Origin of the sequence: Halomonas sp. 3F2F, from assembly GCF_014897805.1 — a bacterium.
Classification (GTDB): Bacteria; Pseudomonadota; Gammaproteobacteria; order Pseudomonadales; family Halomonadaceae; genus Vreelandella.
The window spans coordinates 1-516 of the sequence record NZ_JABUZE010000020.1 but is presented as its reverse complement, the minus strand read 5'-3'; the positions used below and the strand labels follow the sequence as shown (position 1 = coordinate 516).

2 protein-coding genes are annotated in these 516 nt (G+C 57.6%); both read left to right on the top strand.

All coding sequences use genetic code 11. The annotated features are described in order from the left end of the window. A partial coding sequence (locus INT21_RS02155; RefSeq protein ID WP_193084802.1) for a transposase domain-containing protein occupies window positions 1-245 on the top strand: 245 nt, incomplete at its 5' end. Then, window positions 235-504 (top strand): hypothetical protein, encoded by a 270-nt coding sequence (locus INT21_RS02150; RefSeq protein WP_085919999.1) that lies wholly within the window; start codon window positions 235-237, stop codon window positions 502-504. The genes INT21_RS02155 and INT21_RS02150, both read left to right, overlap by 11 nt. Window positions 505-516 lie beyond the last annotated feature (12 nt).

The window sequence follows — 516 nt, the reverse complement described above, 5'->3', positions numbered from 1 at the left end:
GCGCGGAACACCTGGGCATCATCCAGAGCCTGATCAGCACCTGCAAACTGCACGACCTGAATCCATATACCTACCTGGTGGACGTGTTGCAACGCATCAGTCAACACCCGGCCAGTGAGGCGGCGAATCTGACGCCGCGGCTCTGGAAAACCCGGTTCGCCGAGAACCCGTTACGGGCACTGATCGACCCACGTCATCCTGACCGACAGAACACACCACTGGAGGCCACCGTTCATGCGCATTGACGACATGAGCATCGACCAGTTGCTGGAACTGAACAGAGTCATCTGCCAACGAATCGATGAGCTGCGGGACCAGGAAAATCTGCAGGCGCTGAGCCAGTTGCGAGTGGGCCTGAAAGTGACCTTCGAGGGCCGGGAAGGACCGTTACTGGGGATCGTCACCAAGATCAACCGCAAGAGCGTGATCGTGTTAGCCGAGGACGGCACCAAACAATACAAGGTCTCGCCGGAGTTGTTAAGGCCTCTCCGCAACGTGAAGTAAGTCAACTACGTC

Bases quoted from the DNA above. Each gene is read 5' to 3' on its own strand.
- INT21_RS02150 (WP_085919999.1), top strand. From the start codon at position 235: ATGCGCATTGACGACATGAGCATCGACCAGTTGCTGGAACTGAACAGA.